Raw genomic sequence first — 21,498 nt, forward strand, 5'->3', positions numbered from 1 at the left:
TACAGCAACCAAGATCGGTAAAATTAAGTAGTTGCGAACAGCAGCTATCCTTCAGGCAATGTGGCAGCATCTTCTCCTAATTGTAGTTTAGTGAAGTATTTACTTTCGAGATGTACTTGATGCATGCTAGCACCTACTTGCTTGATCAACTCGATCGCATACGGATCATTGTGATAATCCTTCAAATAATGGATCTTTTTGATCCCTGCTTGCAGCAATGCTTTTGTACAGGCGAGACACGGAAAATGAGTGACATAGACCTCCGCTTGATCTGTGGCGATCCCTAGCTTTGCGCATTGCAGCAGCGCATTCATCTCCGCGTGAATCGTCCGAAGACAGTGACCATCGACCACATAGCAGCCTTCATCCATACAATGAACATCTCCGCTGACTGAGCCATTATACCCTCCAGCGATAATTCGCTTATCCCGCACGATCGTTGCTCCTACTTCTAAACGTGTACAGGTACTTCTTAATGATAATAAAACGGCTTGCGCCATAAAATATTGATCCCAAGGGATTCTTTCAGTCATCCATTATTCGTCCTCTCTTTTGATCTTTCTTATATTGTAATCGAGTCCTTTAAATTTTCAAGCGTCTTTTCACCAATTCCTGATACTTTCGTCAAGTCTTCGATCGCGCGAAAACTGCCATTTTCTTCACGATACTTGATAATATCTGCTGCTTTTTTCTCTCCGATCCCGCTCAATTGCTGCAATTCGGTTGCATCTGCTGTGTTGATATTGACTTTTGCTGTTTCTGCTTCAGGAGTTCCTGAGCCCCCTTCTGAAGGTTCTTCCTTAATAGTTGGAATCTCTTCTCCAACTTTAGGAACATAAATTATTTCCTGATCCATTACTAGTTTTGAAAAGTTTAGTTGGTTTTGATCTGCCTCTTCCATAAACCCGCCGGCCAAATCGATCACATCCATCAAACGCATGCCTTCCTTAATACGATACATTCCTGCTTTTTTTACTGCGCCTTTTACGTCAACATACCATTCTTGATCTTTGGATTCACTCGTATCTAGCGACGCACTGCTTTCTGTAGAAAACAATGCTGGGTCTGAGATTTCATTGTCAGGTTCTCTTGCAAGAAAGAAAAAAACGATCGGAAGCAGTACGAGAGGCAAAGCAAACAAAATAGGATACTTTTTCAAATAATCTTTCATAACACCCTCCTTTTCGTTTAACATACGCAACAAAAAAGAGAAATAGCATGGCTGCTTCTCTTTTTTTCTATGAAATACAAAAAACGTGCCCGATTTTTCAATCGGACACGTTCAGCTTTTTTTATTTCATCGTCTCTAAATAATCCAAGGCGTCTTTTACTGTTTTTACAGGAACAATTTTCATTTCTGTGTCTATTTTTTTAGCCGCAGCTTTTGCTTCTTGATAGTTTGATTTGATTCCTGGCTGTGCTTCTTTCATTTCCTTCGTGATCTCATCGTCTGGAGCGAAGAAAACCTTATTCTTGTCTGCGGCTGCACTGGCAACTTTTTTATCGATCCCGCCAATCCGGCCAACTTCGCCATTGGCGTTTATAGTCCCGGTTCCGGCAATTTTTTCGCCATGACGCAGGTCTTTATCGATCAATTGTTCGTAAGTTTCTAATGTGAACATCAAGCCTGCGGAAGGACCCCCAATGTCACCTGCATCGACTTTCACTTTTTCCTGTGAATCGATCTCTGTGTGGTCCGTCAGTGTAATACCGATTCCCGGCTTCTTGTCAGTCGGAAGCTTGATCAATTTCTCTGTCGCTTCCTTGGTCTCGCCATTATGGACATAGGTCACTTTCATTTCTTGACCTACTTTTTGAGATTTGACATATTTCATGAAGTCTTCACTGCTGGTAAAAGTTTTGCCGTCCGCTTTGGTTACGGTATCGCCAACATTGATTTTTCCAGCGAAGTTTGAATTTTTTTCTACACCTAGCACATATACACCTTTGTATTCCATCTTATAGGGCTTGTTCGCAAGTTTCAATGCCTGCTCGATCGCAAAGTTTTGCGACGTCTCCATATTGAACTTTTGAATCTGCATGTATTCATCATCACTGGCACCGCCAGTCAATTCATCTGCAGAAATAATTTCATTAAAGGGTTCCATTTTTGATCGTAACGCCGTAAATACTGTTGCTCGACGAATTCCAACAGAGGTCAGACTGAAGGAGCCTTTATGCTCGTCCTTCTTATCATTGACCGTGATCAATTCCTTTAAGTTGATGGTCTCGCCGGGCTGTTCAATATAGTAAGGGATTGGCACAATTATACAGGCGACGACTATTAAGGCTAAAAAAATAAGCAGTAATCGTTTGACAAGTTTATTATTTTTCACTATTCTCACGCTTCTCTTCCAATGCCCGATAGACTGCTTCAGGCAAGTATTCTTTTATATCTCCATTGAACGTCCAAACTTCCTTCAAAATCGATGAACTAATGTGGCTGTATTTCGGATCCGCTAGTAAAAAGACTGATTCCAAGCCCTGGTCTAAGTGGTGATTCATCAAGGCGATCTCTTTTTCATATTCATAATCCTTCACGCTTCGGATTCCCCGTAGCAAAAAGGTTGCGCCCAGCTTTTCGGCCACGTTGACGGTCAATTCATTTTCTTGACCCACCACCCGAACATTCGACAAGTGTTTTACAGACTCCTCCACAATAGCTAATTTTTCTTCAGAGGTAAAGTAACTTTTCTTATTTGTATTTACGAAAACGCCGATGATCAATTCATCAAACAATTTCGCGCCCCGTTCAATTGTATCTAAATGCCCCATCGTTAATGGATCAAAACTTCCGGGAAAAAGCGCAATGCGTGTCATCTTAATCCTCCCAATCATAAATCGTTATGGCGGTGATACCATAATCTTGACGTTTACGTTCTTTTAACGTCCCTATTTTTTCAGGTAAAATCACTTCTTTATCTGTTTCACAGACAACTGTCGCACGAGACGTTAACAAGTCATTATGCAGCAGCATTTCGATCTGTTTGACGATCTCTTGTTTCGCATAGGGCGGGTCCAACAGAACCAGATCAAATTGCAGTCCGTTATCTGTTAACTGCTGGATTGCTTGATTGGCAGGCATCTTCAGAAGTTGAAAAGCCGCTTCCTTTTTAGTCATAGCGACATTTTCCCGAATGATTTCCATTGCTCGATAGTTTTTTTCTACTAAAACAGCCTGGTCCATTCCCCGCGAAACTGCTTCTATGCCTAACGATCCGCTGCCAGAAAACAAATCTAGTGCGTTCCCTCCATCAAAGTACGGGCCGATCATATTAAAGATCGCTCCCTTTACCTTATCGGTTGTCGGTCGCGTATTGCTTCCCGTCAATGTTTTTAATTTTCTACCTCCGAATTCGCCTGCGACTACCCGCATGAGTGCATGCCCCTCTCTAAATGCTTCCAGTTTTGCGAATGATAAACGATCATTGCTAGCAAAAAAGGAGATTTATATCGTTATTATCAAAGAAAAAGATGAAAAATGTTTGAATAAATCAGACATTTTTCACCTTAATTAAACGGTTTCCGCTAAACGAATCTTCGTATTGGCCTCAAGAACATCCAATTCTTCCTCGTCTTTCACCTGATAAGCGGCTTTTGTTCCAATGCGATCCGCAAAATTCATTTCAATATCTGGTCGGTATGAACGTTCTACTTGGCGCACAAAATGAAGTCCTTGAAGTTTTTCTTCTGTTTCATCTGCGGCCTCTTCATTCACATATAAGACGACGTATTTCATTTTTCTAGAAACGAAATGAACCAATCCAAAGCGTTTCAACGTTTTCAATTGTTTTAACGAATAGACCCAAACGATCATTCCTCGTCTATGTTGCATTACAAATTCTGTATTATCCATGACAATTCCCCTTACAACTATGATTCCCTGTTTCAAAAAAGGGATTTCCAGCATCAACTTTGATATCTGAAGAAATGGTATTTGCCAATCGTTGCCCGATATCATCCAATAATCGTTGAAAATCTGTCTCTGCTACACGAAAAGCGGCCACCTTTTCATTTAAATCAAGAGCACGCTTGCTCTTGCGGACACTCCGCTGTTGCTGACGGTAATCTGGCGCGTATTCGCCATACGCAGCGATTCGCTCAAACTTTTCCTTTTCAGCTTGAAAATTTCTTTTCAGTTTAGCCACGTCATCACAAGCATTCATCTGTGCTTTCGCCTGCAGATAGTTTTTATAGCATTGACTCGCTAATATCGCTTGAACCAAGATCTGGTTCTGATCTTCCAACTGAAAGAAAGCATCATTAATAATCAAGTTAGTCACTATCCTTTGTTTTTTCAGGTTCTTGTAACAAGACTAGCACACTTTCTTGATTGATTGCAACGCCGAGCTCTGATTTAGGCCCATCAAAAAGCTCGTTCAAATGATCGCGACTGATCCAATTAAATAAATTAAACAAAGGGTCTACCATAGGAAAATAGAAGAAGCCTTCCTGATAATCGATCTTCTCAGATTTAGCCAGATCCTTAAACTCTGTATCAGATAATTCAAAAGATAAATTACTCAAGTGAGCCCCTTGATCCGTCTGCCATTCTTCTAAACGCTCATTTGACAGAACTCTTTTAGGCGTCGTTAAAAAACTTTTTAATAGCTTTTCGCCATTCTCTGAGCTTTTCGTCGACATGGAAAGAACGAGCAATTTTCGCAAGCTTCTGTAGCGATTAATCGCTTCAATCATTCTAGTCTGCTTTTGCTGATTCAATAGATTCCAATCGAGATTGCTTTCTTGGACACGATTTGCCAACGGATTGCCGCTGTTGATCTGATAAGGCATCAGCCGCAGCAGGTTTTCCATGTCCAAATAAACAGTACCGATCAATTTTTCACTGTCACCATTAAAAAAGAGCATTGCGAAGGTCCCGTTATCAAATGCAACTAATGGACGGAAACGCATGTCATTCTCGCTCAATTCAATCGCTACCGGTTCCTCATCATAAGCCAAAGCAAAATCCGCGGATAAATTAATTTGATCGGAGAGCTGCTTGCTTGTCATCCCAAATTTGAATGGCTTTGCTTCAGTATTTTTCTTCGCCATTACTTTGATGGTACTGACTTTGCCGGATTCAACATTCACTTCTAATAATCCCTGTTCCAATGCATAATCCCGCGTTTGGAAAAAAAATCCGCTCTCTTCGATCTTCGTCGGTTGACCAAACTTCTCTTCAAAGGATTCGATGGGCTGGGAAATATAAGTCGCATACCCTTCCGCCTTGATTGTTTGATGCTTTAATGCCTTGTGGCGAACCGTTTGATCTTTATGCTCGATAGGGATATTTTTTTGCGCAGGTGGAAAGAGAACCGGCTGTAAATAGTAACCAACCAAAACCAAAAACAAGATACTAAAAAATCCGATCACTCTTTTCACACGGCAACGCTCCTACAACTACTATTTTTCTTTCACTTCAATCAATAAATCACCAGAAGAAATGCTTTCTCCTTCTTCAACATATAAATGAGCGACTTCTCCTGCAAATCGAGCATCAATCGATGTTTCCATCTTCATCGCTTCAGTGATCAGCAATGGTTGCCCCTTTTCAACATGGTCGCCTTTTTTAACTAATACCTTCAAAACAGAGCCCGTCATTGTCGCGCCGATTTGCTCGCGATTTGTTGGTTCTACTTTTCGTTTTGTTTGCACGGCACTCTTGATCGATGCATCTTTCACGACGATTTCACGACGTTGACCATTTAAGTTGAAGAACAGGGTACGATTTCCTTCGACATCTGCTTCGCCAATTTCATCCAAACGAATAATCAATGTCTTCCCTTTTTCAATCTGAACATTGATCGTTTCACCAAGACGCATACCTGAGAAGAAGGTCGGCGTATCAAGCAATGTTACATCTGCGAATTGTCCGTACGATTTTTGGTAATCCAAGAATACCTGCGGATACATCAAATAACTTAGGACGTCTGTTTTGCTTGGTTCAAAGCCGATCAATTCTTGCAGCTCTTGTTTTACTTTTTCAAAATTCACTGGTTCCGCAAACTTACCTGGACGCTCCTGCATCGCTGGACGACCTTGTAAAACAATCTGTTGCAATTTTTCAGGGAATCCGCCAACAGGCTGCCCTAATTCGCCTTGGAAAAAGCTGATCACGGAATCTGGATAACTTAACTCATCTCCACGGTCATAGATATCTTGTTCTGTTAAATCATTTTGAACCATGAACAATGCCATATCCCCAACAACTTTAGAAGATGGGGTTACTTTGACAATGTCGCCAAACATCAAATTGACCGCTTGATACATTTCTTTGATTTCATCCCACTTGTCGCCTAAGCCAACCGCTTTTGCTTGTTGCTGCAGATTCGAATATTGTCCACCAGGCATCTCATGATCGTAAACTTCCGTCTGTGCAGCCATGATGCCATTCTCAAAGCTCGCATAGTATGGTCGTACATCTTCCCAATAGTGATTGATTTGACGCACATTTTTTAAATTCAGTTCAGGTGTACGATCGCCGTATTGCAATGCATAGTATAAGCTGCTCATACTTGGCTGACTAGTTGCACCACTCATGGCACTTGTTGCCACGTCCACAATATCTGCTCCCGCTTTTACAGCAGCAGATAAAGTAATGATCCCATTTCCTGCCGTGTCATGGGTGTGTAAATGAATAGGCAGATCTGTCGCCTCTTTTAGTTCACTGATCAATTGGAATGCGGCTTGCGGTTTTAATAAACCAGCCATATCCTTGATCGCAATGATGTGTGCTCCGATAGCTTCCAATTCTTTCGCCATCTCTTTATAGTATTGTACATTGTATTTTGTACGATCTGGGTCCAAAATATCGCCGGTATAGCAAATCGTTCCTTCAGCGATTTTCCCTGCATCACGTACGTATTGAATACTTTTCTCCATTTGCGGAATCCAGTTTAAACTGTCAAAAATTCTGAAAACATCGATCCCGTAATGCGCCGCTTCTTTTATAAACTCTTCCAGTACATTATCTGGATAATTAGAATAGCCTACTGCATTTGAGCCACGGAACAACATTTGTAACAATGTGTTCGGCATTGCTTTACGCAATAATTTCAATCGTTTCCAAGGGTCCTCGGTTAAGAAACGATAGGCCACGTCAAAGGTCGCACCGCCCCACATCTCACTTGAGAATAGTTCTGGTATTCCTTCTCCCGTTGCTTGAGCAACATTTAATAAATCATGGGTTCTCACTCGTGTAGCCAGTAAGCTTTGATGCGCATCGCGGAAGGTCGTATCTGTCAATAAGACAGAATCATGCGCCTTCACCCATTTTGAGACTGCGTCAGGGCCTTCGTTGTCCAAAACATTTTTAGCAGTAAGAAGTGCACGTTTTTCAATCTTTGGTGCACGTGGTGTTTCAAAATAACGCTTTTCTTGCTTTTCGATGCCTGGGAAGCCGTTTACCGTGATTTCAGAAATGTATCGCATCGTTTTATTTCCACGATCGCGGACACGAGGGAATTCAAATAACTCAGGCGTATTATCAATAAACGTCGTCTTTGCATTTCCACTTTGGAACACTGGGTGACTGATCACGTTGTGCATAAACGGAGTATTGGTCTTAACGCCGCGAATACGGAACTCGATCAAACAACGCTGCATTTTTTCGATCGCTTGATCAAAATTCAATGCATGGGTACACACTTTTACCAGCAATGAGTCAAAGTAAGGCGTTACCGTCGCTCCTGCATAAGCATTTCCGACGTCTAAACGCACACCAAAACCACCCGGTGAACGGTACGTATCGATTTTCCCTGTATCAGGCATGAAGCCATTCAATGGGTCTTCCGTTGTGACACGACATTGGATCGCGGCACCAGACATTTGGACATCCTTTTGTTCTGGCAAGCCGATTTCTTTATGCAAATCTTTGCCTTGAGCGATCAATAGCTGTGACGTAACAATATCAACACCCGTAATCAATTCAGTGATTGTGTGTTCTACTTGGACCCGCGGATTGACTTCGATAAAGTAGAAGTTATCCCCTTCCACTAAGAACTCCACTGTTCCGGCATTCACATAGCCCACGTGTTTCATCAATTGAACCGCTGCTTGACAAATTCTTTCCCGTTGTTCGTCGTTTAAAGAAATACATGGAGCGACTTCTACAACTTTTTGATGGCGACGTTGAACAGAACAATCGCGCTCAAATAAGTGCAGAACATTTCCATGAGTATCTCCTAAAATTTGGACCTCGATATGCTTAGGATTGGCAACATATTTTTCGACATAAATTTCGTCATTTCCGAAAGCGGCCTTGGCTTCACTTTTCGCACGATCATACCCTTCACGTGCTTCTTTTTCATCATGAGCAACTCGCATTCCACGACCCCCGCCGCCTAACGCTGCTTTGATCATGATCGGATAGCCATGTGATTCTGCAAATTCCAGTACACCTTCGATCGTGTCTACTGGACCATCCGAACCAGGAATTGACGGAATCCCCGCTTCCAATGCTGCTGCTTTCGCTTTGATTTTATCGCCGAAAATATCTAGATGGTGCAAATCAGGACCGACAAAGATCAATCCTTCTTCGCGACAACGCTTCGCAAAGCCTAAGTTCTCTGAAAGAAACCCATAACCTGGATGAATGGCATCCACGTTCGCCTCTTTCGCCACACGAATAATGTCCTCAATATCCAGGTATGCGTCGATCGGTTTCTTTCCCTTGCCGACCAAATAAGCTTCGTCTGACTTGAAACGGTGTACGGAGTATTGATCCTCCTCTGCAAAAATCGCTACCGTTTTAATGTTTAACTCACTACACGCACGGAACACCCGCGTTGCAATTTCACCTCTATTTGCTACCAATACCTTTTTCATGCACTTCACTCCTGACTTTTTAAGTATTCATACTCGATTGCAAGTTTCGTTCGCTTCTCATCCGCACTGATATTCAATGCAAAGGCGACACTTACTGACAACACAAGTAAGCTATTTCCTCCTTGACTCAGAAATGGGAATGTGATCCCTGTCAATGGAATAATTCCTAAAATACCACCAAGATTAATAAAAACTTGTAATAACAACAGGCTTCCAATTCCGATACATATCAATGAATTGAAAGGTTTTTTTGAACGAATCCCAACTAAGAAGATTCGCGCGATCATAAAAATCAATACTGCTAATATAATTAAAGCGCCGATCAAACCAACTTCCTCTATTACGATAGAGAAAATAAAGTCGGTATGAGCTTCACTTAAAAATCCTTTTTTTTCGATACTGTTTCCTAATCCCCTACCGAACCAACCACCATTGAACATGGCGTAATAGCCGTTGACCATTTGATGGCCTTGATCCAATTCATATTTGAAGGGATTTTTAAAACTTTCAAACCGGCTAGTAATGTATTGCAGCCTTTCAGGCAAAATCGCCTCACCGAAATGAGTCATAAATTCAATTGCTAAGAAACTACCTGCTATACCTGTCCCGCCGATGATCAAACTATACAACCAATTGACCCCGCTTGCTAACAACAAAATGACAGCTAATAAGGTAATGATCGCAGCGTTCCCCATATCCGGTTGGATCGCAACCAGAAAGATCATGGCGAAAACCAGCATTAAGGGGCGCTTCATGTCATTCACGAAATTGTCTTGGATGGTTTCTTGACGCTTCGATAAAATATAAGACAAATACCAGACGACCATTATTTTCAAATATTCGGCTGGCTGCATTGTAAAGGAACCAATTCGAATCCAGCCCTTGGCCCCATTGATCTCATCACCGATGAACATGACGACAATGAGCAGAATAAAAATGAGGTATGTAGCAAAAATGATCAATTGCTGGCTCTTCAATACATCTGTCTTCATCTTATACATCAAACTAATAACGATCAAACTTAAAACCCAAAAGATTCCCTGGTTCATCACCAGACTTGTTGGGCTTATATCATTCGTAATTAATAAATAAGATGTTGAACTATAAACAAAGATCAAACCAATCACGGTCAAAATCAAATAAGGAATCAAAATACTATAATCTAAAAAATGACGTTTTTTTATCTTCGTTGGCAAGGGTTAAGCCTCCCAGCCGGCATCCGTCAAATCTTGACGAGTTTCGTACAATTCCGTATATAAACGATTCAACTCAGCTTCTAGATCGCTAAGCATTTGCTGTCCTTCTCCGCGCTTCAAGATACCTACCTTTTCAGCAAAGAATACTTGACGTGAGAAGCCATACATTTGTGTATCAACGACTTCCTCAAAAGCTTTACATTGAGAGATACACAGACTATTTGTTTGATTACGAATCAACAATTTAATCCTGTCAGCATCTTCTTGCAACACTTTAACGGCAAAATCAGAAGAAATATTTTCCATTTTGCTTCCCTCCTATCTTGATTCCAACATTATAACATAGAAAAATTTCAAAAAGTGAAAAAATACGTGAGACTAAGCTTTTTCTAAACACTTCGTTCGGGTTTTGACTTTTACACAGCTGATCGAATATTACATAAAGATTACAAACCAAAAACTTTAGATAAAAACGCAGAAAATCAATCCTTTTGAACAGTTGCGCCGTGAAACAAACAGGAAATATGAAACATAACGTTTTTCTATAATTTACTCACCGATCCCTGACGCGCCTCTTCATTAAAAATGCACGCATCCTTTTTCATCGCTCCTTATCTAGCCTTTTATGGACCACTTATCTCCACTCACGACAAATAGCCCGCTGATTTAAGCAGGCTATTATTTTATTAACCATGTTTTGTATAAGAGCAGTTCAATTTACCAACGTTGGATTCAGATTTGGTTAACCATTCAAATTCGTTATTCCCGACTTCTTATACGTTCAATCAGTCGGTGACGCCGCTTATGGCTAGTTATTTTTAATGGCTTGGGCGGACTTTCTCCAGCTGTTCGTTTCGGCGGGATGGCCGAAACTGGCCTTGGCGCTATGCTCTCTTTTGGTTTTGCGCTCGCATTCTCGATCAAGGGGATCGGTGGAGCAGTATTAGCTGCTCTTGACACCGAGTGTAATCTAGCCGGCGTTGTCTCATCGTCAATGAGAAGTTCCTCTAATATCCTGTTCTCGGGCAAACAAAACACAGCGATCCGATAATTGTCCTTATCCGACAGCGCTACTGGGTCAATCCTTTTTGGCAATCCAATTTTTTGAATCAAGGTTTCTGGATTTGGCCGTTCTTCGATAATCGTCAAATCCTCTGGCAACTTGATTGCTGCCAACGCCTTTGAAGCGGCACTTGACGTGTCCTCTTTTTCCACTTCGATTGTTGAAACGGCAAGCAGTTTGGCAGGTGTCGTTTCATCATCGAGGTAAATATCTTTTAACGTCGCATGTTTTGGCAAACAGGAAGCAACCACACGATAATTTTGCTGTTCAGACAACTCCGTTGGGTCGAATCCGCTAGGCAATTGGATCAATTGGATCAGTGTCTCAGCATTCGGTCGTTCTTCCATGACCGTTAACTCCTCTGGCAGTTTGAGGGTATCTAAGATGTCGAAGGACGCATCTAGCGAGTACCCCATCGCAGCCGCCATTTCTGTGATTTGCGTATATAAGTCTTTTTCTTCCTTTTTGGGGTTATCCTTCTGATGGTCCTTAAAAAGTACCGTCTTTTTAACTTCTACCATTTTTGCTTCCAGAACTTCTTTATATAAGCCAACGCCGTCGTTTTCAAAAATATCCAGCTTGGTTAATTTTTTCAGTGCTGCTTTTACTTTTTCCGCCGGCTTGGTTGGATCAAAGTCCTTCATGCGGAAATGATGCTTTTTCCCATTGCTTTTCATAAATTTAGCATCCAATAAGATCGTTGTGCTTGTATCCATCTCACTCTCCCCTTTCCACCCATTCATTGTTCTTGTTGGTTCAGTCAATCATGACTCCGCAACTCCTAGAATATCTTCTCCAGACGTTTGCGAGACGAATTCCTCAGCTGTTTCCTCGTTATAAGTCAATACTGGAAATAATTTCGTTACTAATGATTGCCAGTCTTTTTCGCTAAAGTATTCTGTAAAATAATGATAAAAACGACGCATCGCTTTCGTCGTACGTTTATGCAAAAAAATGCGAGACACAACGCTTCTCAGCATATGAGAAAAATTATCTGCTTCACTCGTTAGTTCATCTCTGACTTGCAGAGCGATCAGCATCTCGATGGTAGCCTTTTCATTTTTATTTTCATAATAATATGTGCGCAGGCGTTTCTCTAGGGTCCCGCGTTTTAAAGTAAATAGTTTTTGTCTAGTTAATCCGTATTCTTCCATCGCTCATGGTTCCTCCTTTTGATAAGAATTCTTATCAGATATCTACACGAAAAAATTACTGCTATTCTTTCGGAAAGTCCAATCCGAATTATTCATAAAAAATAAATTATAATAAGCAAATAGTTTAATAATCGCCGACTCATCCCACTTACTCCCTGTAAAAATAACTTAAAAACATCAGATAATAATTTTTTAACGATGAAGAGCAAACAAACAATTCCTTCTATCAACGATCGCTCATGCAACAAAAAAGACCTCACTATCATCAGTGAGGTCTAGAAATACAAATTATTCTGCTGCCACTTTACGTTTTTTCGCTGCTTTTTCACGTTCAGATTTGTTTAGGATCTGTTTACGCAAACGAATAGATTCGGGTGTCACTTCACAATATTCATCATCGTTCAAGAATTCTAAAGATTCTTCCAAAGTCAGAATACGTGGTTTTTTGATTACAGAAGTTTGGTCTTTGTTAGCTGAACGAACGTTTGTCATTTGTTTTGCCTTCGTGATATTTACACCTAAGTCTTTATCACGGCTGTTTTCACCAACGATCATGCCTTCGTATACTTCAGTAGTTGGTTCAACAAAGACAGTTCCACGTTCTTCTACACTCATGATTGAGTACATCGTAGCCTTACCAGTATCAACAGAAACTAACGCGCCGTTACGACGTCCGCCGATCACGCCTTGGATCATTGGCAAGTATTGGTCAAATGTATGGTTCATGATGCCGTATCCGCGAGTCATTGATAAGAATTCAGTAGTGAATCCGATCAAGCCGCGGGCAGGAGCTAAGAAGACCAAACGAACTTGTCCGTTACCAGAATGAATCATGTCTTGCATTTCTGCTTTACGTTGACCTAAAGCTTCAATCACGCTGCCCATGTATTCTTCTGGAGTGTCGATTTGTACTCGTTCAAACGGTTCACATTTAACGCCATCAACCATTCGTTCAATAACTTCTGGACGTGATACTTGCAATTCATAGCCTTCACGACGCATGTTTTCGATCAAGATCGACAAATGCAATTCGCCACGACCAGAAACAGTCCACGCATCAGGAGACTCTGTATTTTCAACACGTAAAGAAACGTCTGTGTGCAATTCTGACATCAAGCGTTCTTCAATTTTGCGTGAAGTCACGTATTTACCTTCGCGACCAGCAAACGGTGAATTGTTTACAAGGAATGTCATTTGCAATGTTGGTTCATCGATGTGCAAGATTGGTAATGCGTCTTGGTGGTCGATAGGTGTTACTGTTTCCCCAACAAAGATGTCTTCCATCCCAGAAACAGCGATCAAATCGCCGGCTTTTGCTTCTTGAACTTCCAAACGTTGCAAGCCGAAGAAACCAAAGATCTTCGTTACACGGAAGTTTTTAATCGAACCGTCAAGTTTCATAACAGAAACTTGGTCGCCGACTTTCATTTTTCCACGGAAGATACGGCCGATACCGATACGTCCAACATAGTCATTGTAATCTAGTAATGATACTTGGAATTGTAGCGGTTCGTCACTGTTATCAACAGGAGCTGGAATCTTTTCAACGATCGTATCAAAAACAGGCGCCATTGTTTCTTGTTGTTCCGCAGGGTCATCCGATAAACTAGATGTTCCATTGATTGCTGAAGCATAGATCACTGGGAAATCCAATTGATCATCATCTGCTCCTAATTCGATAAATAATTCTAATACTTCATCTACCACTTCTTCTGGACGTGCAGAAGGTTTGTCGATTTTATTTACAACAACGATTGGTGTTAAATGTTGTTCTAAGGCTTTTTTCAATACAAAACGCGTTTGTGGCATCGTACCTTCATAGGCATCTACAACAAGTAATACGCCATCAACCATCTTCATGATACGCTCTACTTCACCACCGAAGTCAGCATGTCCTGGAGTGTCCATGATGTTGATTTTGTAATCCTTATAGTTTACTGCGGTATTTTTCGCTAAGATCGTGATACCACGTTCTTTTTCTAATGCATTTGAATCCATTGCCCGTTCTTGTAGGTTTACATGACTATCAAGGGTATCGGATTGTTTTAACATTTCATCTACTAATGTTGTTTTACCATGGTCGACGTGGGCAATAATAGCCACGTTGCGGATATCTTCTCTGTAATTCAATTTTAATTGCTCCTTTTCTTGTAACGCGAGACTCACTCGATTGACAATTATAACAGAAAATCCCTAAGAGTGTTAGTAAAACATTTTCATTTTTTCAGAAAAAGTTTTTTCTTAAGAATTTTACTGGTCAAAGGCTTGAATCTCCGCCATTGCTGCCTGTGTCGCACCAACGAAAAATTCTCTTCCTTGATAAGTCAACGGCTGCCTATTTGCCCCATAGCTAACCATTCCTAATTGATCCATCATAATCGTTCCGGCAGCATAATCCCACGGACTGAGCATACTGATATATCCAATTTGAGTCCCCTTCAAAATCGCGATAAAATCTAAGCCTGCACAGCCTAAAACACGGATGCCCATGGATTCAAGCCCGATCTCCTGTGCATGAAACGCATTTTTTCGGTAAAGAGCCGCATTCATTCCGATCAGCCCTGCTCTTAAAGAGGTGTTCTCAGGCGCGTCGATTTCCTTCTTATTAAAGAAGACCTTGCCGACTTTTGGGCCACCCCAAAAAAGCTCATCTCGCATCACGTCATAAATAAAACCAAGCTGGCCGACGCCTTCTTCATAGACAGCGATCATAATGCAGAAATTTTCCTGCTGCATCACAAAATTCAATGTCCCGTCGATCGGATCAATCACAAAGACGCGCCCTTTGTCGATCGGTGTCTGGTCCTGCCCGTTTTCCTCGCCCAATATCAGCGCCTCTGGATCATATTCGTTGATTTTTTTGACGATGAAATCCTGTACCTCTTTATCTACATTCGTTACTAAATCGGTGCGACCGTTTTTTTGATCGACCTTCAAGGCATCGCCCAAGCCTGTCTTGATTTTACTCGCTGCTTCATAGATCCATTGAATGATCTCATTTTCCATCTTCATCTCTCCTTAAAAATCGATCTCGCTGTACTTATAGCGCTTTTGTCCCGCCAGAAGCAATGATACACTGACTACATTTTAAACCGCTTAGACGGCGTTTCTTTGGCCTTCTTGACTGTATGATAGATCGAATACGTACTCACTTCTTGAAATTCTCGCCCTAGTCGCTTTTCCTCGCCAATACTTTTAACCACTGTTTTAAATTTTTTGTAGCCATTTAGAAATCGTTCTTTGTCTATTCCATTCTCATTAGCTTCTTCGACTAAATTGAAAAAATTTACCACGGTTGTAATTTCATCGTGTGACCAGTCTTCATCGATTGGATAACTATAATTTGCCACTTTCCCACGCTCCATTCAAAAACAGTTTAACATAAAATGATTCTTACCCGCTTTTTTGGATTCACAAACACGTTTCTTTAGTCGCAAAATATCGTAAACGATACCTTGTCTCCCTCTTATTTTCCTGCTTTTTAGCATTAAATGACTTTTAGATTTCTTATAGCCTGTGTGAAGTTCACTCAAAAAAAGCCAAAATCCCTTTTAGAGGATTTTGGCTTTTAAAAACATCGTTTTAAATATGGATCGGCATCCCTAAAGCTAGCTCAGAGGCATCCATCACAATTTCACCTAATGATGGGTGTGGATGGATCGTCAATGCGATGTCTTCCGCGTTCATTCCTGATTCGATGGCCAACGCCAACTCAGAAACCATATCACTAGCACCAACACCGGCAATTTGCCCGCCAATGATCACATTGTCTTCGACTGTTGTAACCAAACGGATAAAGCCTTCTGTTTTGCCTAATGACAAGGCACGACCGTTACCAGAGAATGGGAATTTGAATGCTTTCGCTTCCAGACCCGCTTCCTTCGCATCTTTGATCGTCATACCTACTGTAGCTAATTCTGGATCAGTAAAAGCAACAGCCGGCATTGCTTTGTAATCAACCGCTACTTTTTTACCAGAAATCGCCTCAGCGGCAATTTTCGCTTCATAGCTGGCTTTATGGGCCAACGCTGCGCCAGGAACGATATCGCCAATAGCATAGATACTAGGGATATTCGTACGTCCTTGTTTGTCTACAGTGATCAATCCGCGTTCCGTCATTTCAACACCGGCTTGTTCCAAGCCCATGTCGTTCGTGTTTGGGCGACGTCCGACAGTGACCATCACGTAGTCTGCATCGATCGTTTCTTCTTTCCCGTCTACTTCATAGCGTACTGTAACACTGTCGCCGTTATCTACAGCTTCACGTGCCATTGCAGAAGTCACGACCTTGATACCTTTTTGTTTGAAATCTTTTTCGACAAGCTGAACCATGTCTTTTTCATAGGTTGGCAAGATTTGCGGCGTTCCTTCAAGGATCGTCACTTCCGCACCAAGGTTCGCATATGCGCCGCCTAATTCCGCACCGATGACGCCTCCGCCAATAATGACCATTTTTTCTGGTACAGCTTCTAATGCCAAACCTCCGGTAGAGTCCAACACACGTCCGCCAAATTTGAAGCCTGGGATCTCGATTGGACGAGAACCTGTTGCGACAATGGCATTGTTAAATGAATACGTTTGTGCTGAATCTGGATGAATAACCCGTAATGTTTGATCATCAACAAAGAACGCTTCGCCTTCGATGATCTCCACCTTGTGTTTCTTCAGTAAAAATTTTACGCCTGTCGTTAATTTATTAACGACTTCGTTTTCTTTCCAATCTTGCGTTTTAGCAAAATCTAACTTCACGTTTTCGCTTGTCACGCCGAACATTGTCGAGTCAAGTGAATCGTGGTAATGGTGTCCAGCAGAAATCAAGGCTTTCGAGGGTACACAGCCGACGTTCAAACAAACGCCGCCAATATATTCCCGTTCAATGATCGCTACTTTTTGTCCCATTTCTGCGGCGCGGATAGCGGCTACGTAGCCGCCAGGTCCTGCACCGATTACAACTGTATCTAATTCAATGGCGAAATCTCCAACTACCATGATTTTATCATCCTTCCATTAATAATAATTCTGGGTCAGCTAATAAACGTTTGATATTGTTCATCGCTTTTTGCGCTGTCGCCCCATCAACGATGCGATGGTCGAAGCTTAATGAAAGTTTCATCACACGGCCAACCGCTAATTCGCCTTCGTCATTGACGATTGGTTGTTGCGCAATCGTACCAACGCCAAGGATCGCAACTTCAGGGTAGTTGATGACTGGTGTGAACCAGCCGCCGCCCACTGAACCGATATTTGAGATCGTAATAGTTCCATTACGCATATCGTCTCCTGATAATTTACCATCATGTGCCAAGGCCGCCTTTTCGTTGATTTCATCAGCGATCTTGAACATGCCTTTAGTGTCCGCATTTTTCACATTTGGTACATATAATCCATGATCGGTGTCCGTTGCAATACCGATATTGTAGTAATTTTTATAAACGATCTCTTGTGCCGCATCATCGATCGATGCGTTTAAGACTGGGTATTTCTTCACAGTCGCAGTCAACGCTTTAACGACGTAAGGCAAGAAGGTTAATTTAGTGCCATTGTCTAGAGCCACTTGTTTGAATTTCTTACGGTGATCCCAAAGCTTAGACACTTCTACTTCATCATGCAACGTTACATGAGGAGCAGTATGCTTGCTGTTGACCATTGCTTTGGCAATCGCTTTACGTGTTGGTGTCAATTTCTCGCGAGTTTCCATTTCGCCCATAGTTGAACTAAATGCTTGCGCAGGTTTTTCCGCTTTCGCTGAAGCACCTGAAGTTGACGCCGTCGTTTCTGTTGGTTTTTCTTCTGCTTTCGCTGGTGCAGCTTGTCCGCCGCCAGAAACGAATGTGTTGATGTCTTCTTTTGTCACACGTCCACCTTTACCAGTAGCTGTTACTTGAGAGATATCAACGTCCTTTTCACGAGCATATTGACGAACAGATGGCATAGCCAACACACGTTTGTCAGGGTTGCTTGCTTCAACGACGGAAGAATCACCTTTTGCTTCTGCTTTTGGCGCTTCTGCAGGTGCAGAGCTTTCGCTTGAAGAAGCACTGGCATCATTGTGTCCAGGTGCATCGATTTCGACCAATACATCGCCAACATTAGCGACTGTACCTTCGTCTACGATGACTTTTTTGATTGTTCCAGTTACTGGAGAAGGGATTTCTTCTACTGATTTATCGTTTTGTACTTCTAGCAATGTATCGTCTTCTTCGATCGTATCGCCGGCTTTAACAAACCACTTAACGATCTCACCTTCTGCAATTCCTTCACCGATATCTGGTAATTTGAATTGGAAAACGCCGCCGCCATTGTCAGAACTGCTGCTTTCGCTTGATCCGCTTTCCACAGTTGGTTCTGCTGCTGGTGCTTCCGGTGTTTGAGATTCTGCTGCGACACCTGCGTCGCCTTCATTGTCTTCGTGTCCCGGCGCATCGATTTCGACTAATACGTCACCGACGTTCGCTACGGTTCCTTCGTCTACAATAATTTTTTTAACCGTTCCAGTTACTGGAGAGGGAATTTCTTCCACTGATTTATCGTTTTGTACTTCTAATAATGTATCATCTTCATTAATTGTGTCGCCAGCTTGGACGAACCATTTGACGATTTCGCCTTCAGCGATGCCTTCACCGATGTCAGGCAATTTAAATTGGTAAGCCATGATTTTCGCTCCTTATTTCTATTTGCCAGCATTTAAGCTAGCTTGCTAGTAATGAATTTTCCTTATATAAAATTCAATAGTCTCATATGCATGCCTGTTTACGAATCTACTAAAATCGATTCGTAAAACTGACAATTAAAATGCTACGATTTCTTTTACTTTTGCTTCAATATCTGCTGCGTTCGGCAACCAGATACCTTCTGCTTGTCCAAATGGGAAAATCGTATCTGGAGCAGAAACACGTCCGATTGGCGCTTCCAATGAAAGAATCGCACGTTCAGAAATTTCTGAGATTACTTGTGCAGAGACACCTGCTTGTTTTTGTGCTTCTTGGACAACGACTACGCGTCCTGTTTTTTCAACAGATTTGATGATCGTATCTACATCAAGCGGCGCTACAGTACGTAGGTCAATAATTTCTGCATTGATGTTTTCTTTTGCTAAGTTGTCTGCTGCTTTGATTGCTTCACGGACCATCGCACCATAGGTAATGATCGAAACATCCGAGCCTTCTTTTGTAACGGCAGCTTTATCCAATGGTACTTCGTAAATTCCTTCTGGTACTTCTTCACGGAATGAACGGTACAATTTCATATGTTCTAAGAATACGACTGGGTCATTGTTGCGAATTGATGCAATCAACAAGCCTTTTGCATCGTAAGGATTTGAAGGAATCACCACGCGCAAGCCTGGAGATTGAGCCATTAATCCTTCTAAGTTGTCTGAGTGAAGTTCTGGTGTATGAACACCACCACCAAACGGTGCGCGGATCGTTACTGGTAAGTTTCGTGTATTCCCCATACGGTAACGTGTACGAGCCATTTGTCCGACGATCTCATCCATCGCTTCAAAGACGAATCCAAAGAATTGGATTTCTGGAACTGGACGGAAGCCTTGTAAAGCAAGTCCGAAAGCCAAGCCGCCGATACCGGATTCAGCCAACGGTGTATCGAACACTTGATCTTCGCCGAATTTTTCTTGAAGACCTTCAGTCGCACGGAATACTCCGCCATTTTTACCAACGTCTTCACCGAAAATTAAAACTTCTTTGTCTTTTTCAAGCATCAGAGCTAAGGCATCTGTGATTGCTTGGATCATTGTTTTTTGTGCCATGATTATTTCGACTCCTTCGCTTCATAGAATTCAACTTGTTCTTTAATGTTTTGAGGTTGTACTTCATACATATTTTTCAAGAAATCAGAAACCTTTTGTTTCGGTACACGGTCAGCATCTGTGATCGCTTGTTTGATTTCTTCTTTTGTCGCTTCGATAACTTTTTCTTCTTGTTCTTCTGACCATAAACCTTTTTCAGTTAAATATTTACGGAAGCGAACCAATGGGTCTTTCTTTGTCCATTCGTCATCCATTTCTTTTGAACGGTAACGTGTTGGATCGTCACCAGACAAAGTATGTGGACCATAACGGTACGTCAATGTCTCGATCAATACTGGACCGTTGCCGTTTGCTGCCCATTCACGTGCTTTCTTAGATACATAATAAACAGCCAATGGGTCCATTCCATCCACTTGGATACCAGGAATTCCGGCTGCAACTGCTTTTTGAGCCAATGTATTCGCAGCAGTTTGTTTTTCACGAGGTGTTGAGATTGCGAAGCCGTTGTTTTGAATGTAGAATACAGCGTTTGCATGATAAGCCCCTGCAAAGTTGATCGCTTCGTAGAAATCACCTTGTGAAGAACCGCCATCACCTGTATATGTGAAAACAACATTTTTACTATCGCGTTTTTTCAATCCTAATGCGACACCGGCAGCTTGTACATATTGAGCTCCGATGATGATTTGTGGTGGTAATGCTTGCAATTCAGCAGGATAGTTGTTCCCGGCAACGTGACCACGAGACCATAAGAAGGCTTCTGCTAGCGGCAGACCATGTTTGATCAATTGAGGCACATCACGATACCCTGGTAATAGAACATCCTCTTTTTCAAATGCGAAGTGACTCGCTAATTGGCTGGCTTCTTGTCCAGCAGTTGGAGCGAAAAATCCTAAACGTCCTTGACGGTTCAATGCCGTTGAACGTTGGTCCAAAACACGCGACCAAACCATTGAAGTCATTAACTCAACAAGTTCGTCATCCGACAAGTCAGGAACTAGATTCTCATTCACAATCTTTCCGTCTTCATCTAGCGCTTGGTACACGGGGAAATCCGCGTTTACATCTTTTAGTAAGGCTTCAAAATCAATCGTTAACTTTTTTTCTGCCATGGTGTCACACTTTCCTCTCTTAAGTAAATTCAGTCTTGTTATCAGTGCAACAGCAAGTCAATCTGTATTATTGCTATTGCCCCTTCTTCTCTAAATTAGCATTTTTATAGTCAAATGACAACAAACTTGCTCACTGGTTTTGAACGAATTGAAGCGTTTCACCTTTTAGCCATGTGAAAGACCATTCAGCCTGTTTTAAAGCGGATTTTCTTCTTATAAATTTCAAATAAAGTTGGATACTCCAAAAGAACAGCGATTCTTGGTCAACCAGTCGATACTTCCTGTCTGAAAAGTCAAAAAAAGACTCAAGGATCGCTCCTCAAGTCTTTGGGATTGTTGCCTTTTTTCACAATAAAAGAAACAGAATAGCAACACAGGC

General features: G+C 41.8%; 20 protein-coding genes. All 20 read right to left on the reverse strand.

The features are described from left to right. Positions 1 to 44: 44 nt before the first annotated feature. The 20 genes from A5868_RS08565 to pdhA all read right to left on the reverse strand — a co-directional run bounded on the left by A5868_RS08565 (position 45) and on the right by pdhA (position 21,119). Positions 45 to 533 carry a ComE operon protein 2 gene (locus tag A5868_RS08565; protein ID WP_010780710.1) on the reverse strand — a complete coding sequence of 163 codons (489 nt, stop codon included), beginning with the start codon at positions 531 to 533 and terminating at the stop codon, positions 45 to 47. Between the two features lie 29 nt (positions 534 to 562). Beyond that, on the reverse strand, positions 563 to 1,171 hold the full coding sequence (locus tag A5868_RS08570) for a helix-hairpin-helix domain-containing protein (protein ID WP_086303758.1): 609 nt from the start codon (positions 1,169 to 1,171) through the stop codon (positions 563 to 565). Positions 1,172 to 1,292: 121 nt separating this feature from the next. After that, positions 1,293 to 2,336, reverse strand: coding sequence for a SepM family pheromone-processing serine protease (locus tag A5868_RS08575; protein ID WP_176281290.1), 1,044 nt, complete (start codon positions 2,334 to 2,336; stop codon positions 1,293 to 1,295). Beyond that, on the reverse strand, positions 2,326 to 2,820 hold the full coding sequence (coaD, locus tag A5868_RS08580) for a pantetheine-phosphate adenylyltransferase (protein ID WP_010780707.1): 495 nt from the start codon (positions 2,818 to 2,820) through the stop codon (positions 2,326 to 2,328). The genes A5868_RS08575 and coaD overlap by 11 nt, the downstream gene beginning before the upstream one ends. A 1-nt stretch (position 2,821) precedes the next feature. Then, entirely contained in the window at positions 2,822 to 3,376 is a 555-nt protein-coding gene (rsmD, locus tag A5868_RS08585) for a 16S rRNA (guanine(966)-N(2))-methyltransferase RsmD (RefSeq protein WP_086303756.1), read from the reverse strand. Positions 3,377 to 3,514: 138 nt separating this feature from the next. Further along, a complete protein-coding gene (locus A5868_RS08590; protein ID WP_174293652.1) occupies positions 3,515 to 3,862 on the reverse strand; it encodes a YlbG family protein in 348 nt (115 codons plus the stop codon). After that, complete coding sequence (locus tag A5868_RS08595) at positions 3,849 to 4,274, reverse strand: YlbF family regulator (RefSeq protein ID WP_010780704.1); 426 nt, start codon at positions 4,272 to 4,274, stop codon at positions 3,849 to 3,851. The genes A5868_RS08590 and A5868_RS08595 overlap by 14 nt, the downstream gene beginning before the upstream one ends. Position 4,275: 1 nt before the next feature. Next, positions 4,276 to 5,385, reverse strand: a complete 1,110-nt coding sequence (locus tag A5868_RS08600) for a CAP-associated domain-containing protein (RefSeq protein ID WP_086303755.1) — start codon at positions 5,383 to 5,385, stop codon at positions 4,276 to 4,278. Positions 5,386 to 5,406: 21 nt separating this feature from the next. Then, complete coding sequence (locus A5868_RS08605; RefSeq protein WP_086303754.1) at positions 5,407 to 8,829, reverse strand: pyruvate carboxylase; 3,423 nt, start codon at positions 8,827 to 8,829, stop codon at positions 5,407 to 5,409. Between the two features lie 5 nt (positions 8,830 to 8,834). Further along, positions 8,835 to 10,025, reverse strand: a complete 1,191-nt coding sequence (locus A5868_RS08610; protein ID WP_086303753.1) for an FtsW/RodA/SpoVE family cell cycle protein — start codon at positions 10,023 to 10,025, stop codon at positions 8,835 to 8,837. Between the two features lie 3 nt (positions 10,026 to 10,028). Then, positions 10,029 to 10,331, reverse strand: coding sequence for a YlaN family protein (locus tag A5868_RS08615; protein WP_010780700.1), 303 nt, complete (start codon positions 10,329 to 10,331; stop codon positions 10,029 to 10,031). 453 nt (positions 10,332 to 10,784) lie between these two features. Beyond that, a complete protein-coding gene (locus A5868_RS08620; protein WP_086303752.1) occupies positions 10,785 to 11,804 on the reverse strand; it encodes a DUF2922 family protein in 1,020 nt (339 codons plus the stop codon). Between the two features lie 48 nt (positions 11,805 to 11,852). Further along, positions 11,853 to 12,242, reverse strand: coding sequence for a hypothetical protein (locus A5868_RS08625; protein ID WP_086303751.1), 390 nt, complete (start codon positions 12,240 to 12,242; stop codon positions 11,853 to 11,855). A gap of 288 nt (positions 12,243 to 12,530) precedes the next feature. Beyond that, positions 12,531 to 14,372, reverse strand: coding sequence for a translational GTPase TypA (typA, locus tag A5868_RS08630; protein WP_010780697.1), 1,842 nt, complete (start codon positions 14,370 to 14,372; stop codon positions 12,531 to 12,533). A gap of 120 nt (positions 14,373 to 14,492) precedes the next feature. Beyond that, on the reverse strand, positions 14,493 to 15,248 hold the full coding sequence (locus tag A5868_RS08635; protein WP_086303750.1) for an inositol monophosphatase family protein: 756 nt from the start codon (positions 15,246 to 15,248) through the stop codon (positions 14,493 to 14,495). 74 nt (positions 15,249 to 15,322) lie between these two features. Next, on the reverse strand, positions 15,323 to 15,592 hold the full coding sequence (locus A5868_RS08640) for a UPF0223 family protein (protein ID WP_086303749.1): 270 nt from the start codon (positions 15,590 to 15,592) through the stop codon (positions 15,323 to 15,325). 232 nt (positions 15,593 to 15,824) lie between these two features. Beyond that, on the reverse strand, positions 15,825 to 17,231 hold the full coding sequence (lpdA, locus tag A5868_RS08645) for a dihydrolipoyl dehydrogenase (protein ID WP_010780694.1): 1,407 nt from the start codon (positions 17,229 to 17,231) through the stop codon (positions 15,825 to 15,827). 7 nt (positions 17,232 to 17,238) lie between these two features. Continuing rightward, positions 17,239 to 18,894 (reverse strand): dihydrolipoyllysine-residue acetyltransferase, encoded by a 1,656-nt coding sequence (locus tag A5868_RS08650; protein ID WP_086303748.1) that lies wholly within the window; start codon positions 18,892 to 18,894, stop codon positions 17,239 to 17,241. 135 nt (positions 18,895 to 19,029) lie between these two features. Then, positions 19,030 to 20,007, reverse strand: coding sequence for an alpha-ketoacid dehydrogenase subunit beta (locus A5868_RS08655; RefSeq protein ID WP_010780692.1), 978 nt, complete (start codon positions 20,005 to 20,007; stop codon positions 19,030 to 19,032). A 2-nt stretch (positions 20,008 to 20,009) separates the two neighbouring features. Then, the gene (pdhA, locus tag A5868_RS08660; RefSeq protein ID WP_010780691.1) at positions 20,010 to 21,119 is read right to left on the reverse strand and encodes a pyruvate dehydrogenase (acetyl-transferring) E1 component subunit alpha; all 1,110 of its coding nucleotides are present in this window, start codon (positions 21,117 to 21,119) and stop codon (positions 20,010 to 20,012) included. Between the last annotated feature and the right edge of the window lie 379 nt (positions 21,120 to 21,498).

This window comes from Enterococcus sp. 12F9_DIV0723 (genome assembly GCF_002174375.1).
Taxonomy (GTDB): domain Bacteria; phylum Bacillota; class Bacilli; order Lactobacillales; family Enterococcaceae; genus Enterococcus_A; species Enterococcus_A gilvus.